Origin of the sequence: Helicobacter bizzozeronii, from assembly GCF_900196775.1 — a bacterium.
GTDB classification, from domain to species: domain Bacteria; phylum Campylobacterota; class Campylobacteria; order Campylobacterales; family Helicobacteraceae; genus Helicobacter; species Helicobacter bizzozeronii.
The window spans coordinates 1-5,477 of record NZ_FZLB01000068.1; the positions used below are offsets into that span (position 1 = coordinate 1).

5 protein-coding genes and 1 rRNA gene are annotated in these 5,477 nt (G+C 46.5%); 4 read left to right on the top strand and 2 right to left on the bottom strand.

All coding sequences use genetic code 11. From position 1 onward, the window contains the following. Positions 1-1,587 (top strand): carbamoyl phosphate synthase preATP-grasp domain-containing protein (locus C5684_RS07510; RefSeq protein ID WP_158650211.1); only part of this gene is annotated, 1,587 nt, incomplete at its 5' end. Between the two features lie 103 nt (positions 1,588-1,690). Here the strand turns inward: C5684_RS07510 and C5684_RS09335 are convergent. Next, positions 1,691-1,852 (bottom strand): hypothetical protein, encoded by a 162-nt coding sequence (locus C5684_RS09335; protein ID WP_006018551.1) that lies wholly within the window; start codon positions 1,850-1,852, stop codon positions 1,691-1,693. Positions 1,853-1,865: 13 nt separating this feature from the next. Continuing rightward, entirely contained in the window at positions 1,866-2,765 is a 900-nt protein-coding gene (locus C5684_RS09340) for a DEAD/DEAH box helicase family protein (protein WP_210630080.1), read from the bottom strand. A 190-nt stretch (positions 2,766-2,955) separates the two neighbouring features. Between C5684_RS09340 and C5684_RS07520 the strand changes: the two genes are divergently transcribed. The 3 genes from C5684_RS07520 to C5684_RS07530 all read left to right on the top strand — a co-directional run bounded on the left by C5684_RS07520 (position 2,956) and on the right by C5684_RS07530 (position 5,468). Beyond that, entirely contained in the window at positions 2,956-3,381 is a 426-nt protein-coding gene (locus C5684_RS07520) for a hypothetical protein (RefSeq protein ID WP_041602773.1), read from the top strand. Positions 3,382-3,405: 24 nt separating this feature from the next. Next, the gene (locus C5684_RS07525) at positions 3,406-3,651 is read left to right on the top strand and encodes a hypothetical protein (protein ID WP_013889685.1); all 246 of its coding nucleotides are present in this window, start codon (positions 3,406-3,408) and stop codon (positions 3,649-3,651) included. Positions 3,652-3,968: 317 nt separating this feature from the next. Continuing rightward, a 16S ribosomal RNA gene (locus tag C5684_RS07530) occupies positions 3,969-5,468 on the top strand. The last annotated feature ends 9 nt before the right edge of the window (positions 5,469-5,477 follow it).

Consider the following 5,477-nt stretch of genomic DNA (forward strand, 5'->3'; position numbering starts at 1 on the left):
GCCCACAACAACCCCCCCAAATCCACCCGCCAAAAGGTGATTTTAATCGGCTCGAGTGCCAATAAAATCGGGGTGGGCATGGAGTTTGACTACGCCTTGACGCACGCTAGCCTTGCGCTTAAAAAAATGGGACTAAGCCCCATCATCATCAACAACAACCCCGAGACGATCAGCACCGATCATGACACTAGCGACACGCTCTACTTTGAGCCCATCACTTTAGAGCATGTCCTAGAGATTGTAGCCCGAGAGAGGGCGCATTTAATGGGCGTGGTGGTGGGCTTTGGGGGGCAAACCCCGCTTAAGATTGCCAAAGACTTAGAAGCCTTAAATATCCCCCTGCTAGGCACCGCTTTTAAAAACATTGAAATCGCCGAAGAGCGGGATTTATGCCACAAACTCTTAGACCATCTCAACATTGCCTACCCCAAAGGGCTATGCGCCAACTCTAAAAAACAGGCTTTAGAATGCCTAGAAAACCTAGAGTTGCCCCTAATCTTGCGCCCTAGTTTCGTGCTAGGGGGGGCAAAAATGCGCATTTTACGCACCAAAGAGGAGTGTTTAGACTACATGGAGAATTACAGCTTTGAAACCAGCTTGCTGATGGATAGCTTTTTAGAGGACGCGCTAGAGTTAGATGTGGATGCCATTTGCGACCAACAAAGTGTCTTTGTGTGTAGCGTGCTAGAGCATATTGAGCCCGCCGGTATCCATTCAGGCGATAGCACTTGCTTTATCCCCCCAAGTCTAAGCCCGCAGGTTTTAGAAGAAGTCTATAGCCAAACGCAAAAAATCGCTTTGGGCTTGCAGGTGTTGGGCTTAGTCAATATCCAATTTGCCTATAAAAATAACCAGCTCTTTGTGTTAGAAATCAACCCTAGATGCTCGCGCACCGTGCCCTTTGTCTCTAAGGCACTCGGGCTAGACCTTGCGGCGATGGCGATTGGGGTGATGGTGGGGCAGGGCTTAGGGGACTTCAAGGGGCTAGAAAATAAGGGTGGGGGGTTATTTTTAGCCAAGCCTTTAAATTATGTCTTTGTCAAAGAGAGCGTGTTCCCCTTTAATAAACTTTATGGGGCGGATTTGGTGCTAGGACCTGAGATGAAAAGCACGGGCGAGGTGGCGGGCGTGGGCTACACCTTAGCCGAAGCTTTTTATAAATCCCAGCTGGCGTGCAACAACCCCATTAAGCACAGCGGGCATGTCTTTGTGTCCTTGAAGGATAGCGATAAACAAAGGGCGATGCCTTTAATGCGGGCGTTTGCTAGTTTGGGCTTTAAACTTTACGCCACTACTGGCACGCATAGGGCTTTGTTAGCCGAGGGCTTAGAGAGCGTGCAGGTGCTTAAAATCTCTGAGGGGCGGCCTAATATCTCCGATTTCATGCTAAATCAGCAGATAGACATGGCCATTAACACCAGCGACCGCATAAGCGAGGACTCTAAGATCATCCGCATGCAGGTGCTCAAAAACAAAATCTCTTATTTTACTACGCTCAAAGCCGTAGAAAAGGTGCTTTTGAGTTTGCTAGAATACTCCAAATTCAGCCACAACCCCCCCGTGAGCCTACAAGAGCTGCAGGGCTGAGTTGTGGGTAAGGTCTCTACTTGGGTATGGGTTTCTAGGGCAAATTGCATTAAAAACTCCCTATAGGGCATAAAATTTTGTAAGGGTTTGGTAGCTTAATCCCTCACTTTGGTGATGCGCACGCAATTTGCAAATCCCAATACCCTCCATGTGTGCTCTCAATGTCTGCTAGGGATTTTTTGAGATAGCCTACATAAAAGTCATTGCGATCCTCTCTAGTTTCCTCATCGCTTAAAAGTCTTTCTAGTTTGTGTTTGACAAGCACGTTAAAACTCTCTTTAAACCCCCCCTTCCCGGTAGCCCGCAATGTCATCGATGAAAAACAAGAGTAAGGGCTTGATTTTATCCACACGGCTTAAAAGTTTGCGCTCTAATTTAAAGTGCTCCTCTAATGCTTGATCGATCATTTGCTCCCTTAAGCTCGTGTGGTAACGCGCTGGGTGGATGCTATTATGGATTTTGAGTTCCAAACCATTAGAGATTAACACGCTTTTTTTAGAGATTTTCTCTAAGGTTAAGTTTAAATCCGCATGGATTTTGCTCAAACTATCCCCCACCCCCATGCTAAAGTTTTGATCGCCCTGCTTAAAGCGCGCTTCATAGCCATTAGCACCCACAAGTTGCACGGGGGTGGTGTGTTGCCCTAGCCCATGGGTAAAAACTTGCACGCCCTTAACCAAGTTTTGATTAAAGGCTTCTAGTGCGCTTAGGCGGTAGATTAAATTTTCTTCTCTCCCTTCAAAAGTCGCCCCAAAGCGAAACACCCATGGGGCTTCAATTTTTTTAATGTTTTTAAAACTCTTTTGATCCTTTTTGAAGCGGTGGGGTTCATCAATGATGATAAGCGGACACACCGCCTTTAGTGCCTCAAAGGGGCGACCAAGGCGTTCAAACAAGCATTGATCATAGGCTTTATCTAGGCTAGACGCATTCAGCATGCCCTGATTGATCATAAGAATGTCTATTTTGTTAGGGTTCAGAGGGGCTTTGACAAAGTTGGCAATGGCTGGGGGGAAGATGTCTTTTTTAGGCGTGCTAGACACCACATGTTTGGCATGATTGGTAGTAAAGAGTTTGCCTAAAGTGTTCAAAGGCACTTCTTTTTCGCTAATGCCATATTCGCATTGTTTTTTGATCACATCCAGTGCGCCTAGTTGCAATCCATGCAACAGCTTCAATGACTTTTCTTGCCAAATACAAAAATATTTGTTGTTGCTCAATGCTTAAATCTTGGATAAACATGTTGGCTCCTTGCCTAAAAATTAAAATGCGAAGGGCATTATGACAAGAGAGTCAAGGTTTTGCAAAACCCACCAAGCCAAAAGCTAGTTTTATGTAATATTGGAGCAAATTTTGAAAGGCAAGAGCATGACTTTTAAGGACCTAAAAACATATTTAAACCAATGGGTGCGCTTGGAACTGACAGATGGGAGTGTGCTGCAAGGGGAGTTGCGGGAGATAGATTTTAAGTATGCCCAAACAGGGATTAAGCTGCGGACTTTTGAAAGTGATTTAGATTACTACATAGAGGTTGAAGGTGGGGTCATAAGTGATTTAGCCATTGTTAAAGATGTGGTGTCTTGGAAACCCATAGACCCCCCTACGATCATTGTCAATCAAGACCCCCCCCCATTGTCGAGTGGTTCAAGTTGGATGGGCAATGGGTGGAAGTGGCGTTTGTGGATGGCTCAATCCTTTATGGAGAATTGCAAGACACCACACACCCGAATGATTGGTATGAATCTTTTAATCTTTGCGCATCGCATGCTGGATACAACGATATTACATGGATAGATTGCGAACATTGCCACCCAAAACATGTGCGCCATATCCGCCCCATTCCCCCCCATTCCCCTAAAAGAGTGGGGGCGTTTAAAGGGGGAGATTGTAACGCTGTTTTGGGAGGATCGCTATAGACGGCAAAACAACAAAGGTCTTTATACACGCACCCAAGTATTGGACTTTATCCCTGAAAAACCCGATCCCCTACTTGTCATTTTAGAGCATGGCAGTCCCCACAGGGTGCACGCTAGCCAAATTGAAAAATTGATCCAATACCCATGATTTTTTGATATTGCTACAACACACCCCCACTTAAGCCCCCCTTAAGCTTTTCTACCCTATAATACGCTTTTGCCAAAGTTAAAGCGGTTTAAAAATGTAAAGGTTGAAAAACCAAAGCGGTTTTAAAAAAGCTTCAAACAAGCGCAACGATCTTTGACATTTAAGCAAGAGAGTCTTGTAGCCAAAATTTGTTTTTTGATTTTTGTTTTTGGCTAAAGAACTCTATTTATTGACACAACTTGTCTATATACAGAGTAATCTTTAAGTGCTTGTAGAGAAATCTATCAAGCACAGAGCCAGTTTAGGATAAACTTAACTTTATGGAGAGTTTGATCCTGGCTCAGAGTGAACGCTGGCGGCGTGCCTAATACATGCAAGTCGAACGATGAAGCCTAGCTTGCTAGGCGGATTAGTGGCGCACGGGTGAGTAACGCATAGATAACATGCCCTTTAGTTTGGGATAGCCACTAGAAATGGTGATTAATACCAAATACTACCCTATGGGGGAAAGATTTATCGCTAAAGGATTGGTCTATGTCCTATCAGCTTGTTGGTGAGGTAAAGGCTCACCAAGGCAATGACGGGTATCCGGCCTGAGAGGGTGAACGGACACACTGGAACTGAGACACGGTCCAGACTCCTACGGGAGGCAGCAGTAGGGAATATTGCTCAATGGGCGCAAGCCTGAAGCAGCAACGCCGCGTGGAGGATGAAGGTTTTAGGATTGTAAACTCCTTTTGTCAGAGAAGATAATGACGGTATCTGACGAATAAGCACCGGCTAACTCCGTGCCAGCAGCCGCGGTAATACGGAGGGTGCAAGCGTTACTCGGAATCACTGGGCGTAAAGAGTGCGTAGGCGGGGTTGTAAGTCAGATGTGAAATCCTATGGCTTAACCATAGAACTGCATTTGAAACTACAACTCTGGAGTGTGGGAGAGGTAGGTGGAATTCTTGGTGTAGGGGTAAAATCCGTAGAGATCAAGAGGAATACTCATTGCGAAGGCGACCTGCTGGAACAATACTGACGCTGATTGCACGAAAGCGTGGGGAGCAAACAGGATTAGATACCCTGGTAGTCCACGCCCTAAACGATGGATGCTAGTTGTTGGGGGGCTTTGTCCCCCCAGTAATGCAGCTAACGCCTTAAGCATCCCGCCTGGGGAGTACGGTCGCAAGATTAAAACTCAAAGGAATAGACGGGGACCCGCACAAGCGGTGGAGCATGTGGTTTAATTCGAAGATACACGAAGAACCTTACCTAGGCTTGACATTGAAGGAATTTGCTAGAAATAGCGAAGTGTCTAGCTTGCTAGACCCTGAAAACAGGTGCTGCACGGCTGTCGTCAGCTCGTGTCGTGAGATGTTGGGTTAAGTCCCGCAACGAGCGCAACCCTCTTTCTTAGTTGCTAACAGGTCATGCTGAGCTCTCTAAGAATACTGCCTGCGTAAGCAGGAGGAAGGTGAGGACGACGTCAAGTCATCATGGCCCTTACGCCTAGGGCTACACACGTGCTACAATGGGGCGCACAAAGAGATGCAATGCCGCGAGGTTGAGCCAATCTTAAAAACGCCTCTCAGTTCGGATTGCAGGCTGCAACTCGCCTGCATGAAGCTGGAATCGCTAGTAATCGCAAATCAGCCATGTTGCGGTGAATACGTTCCCGGGTCTTGTACTCACCGCCCGTCACACCATGGGAGTTGTGTTTGCCTTAAGTCAGGATGCTAAAGTAGCTACTGCCCACGGCACACACAGCGACTGGGGTGAAGTCGTAACAAGGTAACCGTAGGTGAACCTGCGGTTGGATCACCTCCTTTCTTAGAGAA

What these genes read in the sequence shown, in the direction of transcription:
- C5684_RS07520 (WP_041602773.1), top strand. Translation starts at nt 2,956, where the DNA reads ATGACTTTTAAGGACCTAAAAACATATTTAAACCAATGGGTGCGCTTG.
- C5684_RS07525 (WP_013889685.1), top strand. Translation starts at nt 3,406, where the DNA reads ATGTGCGCCATATCCGCCCCATTCCCCCCCATTCCCCTAAAAGAGTGG.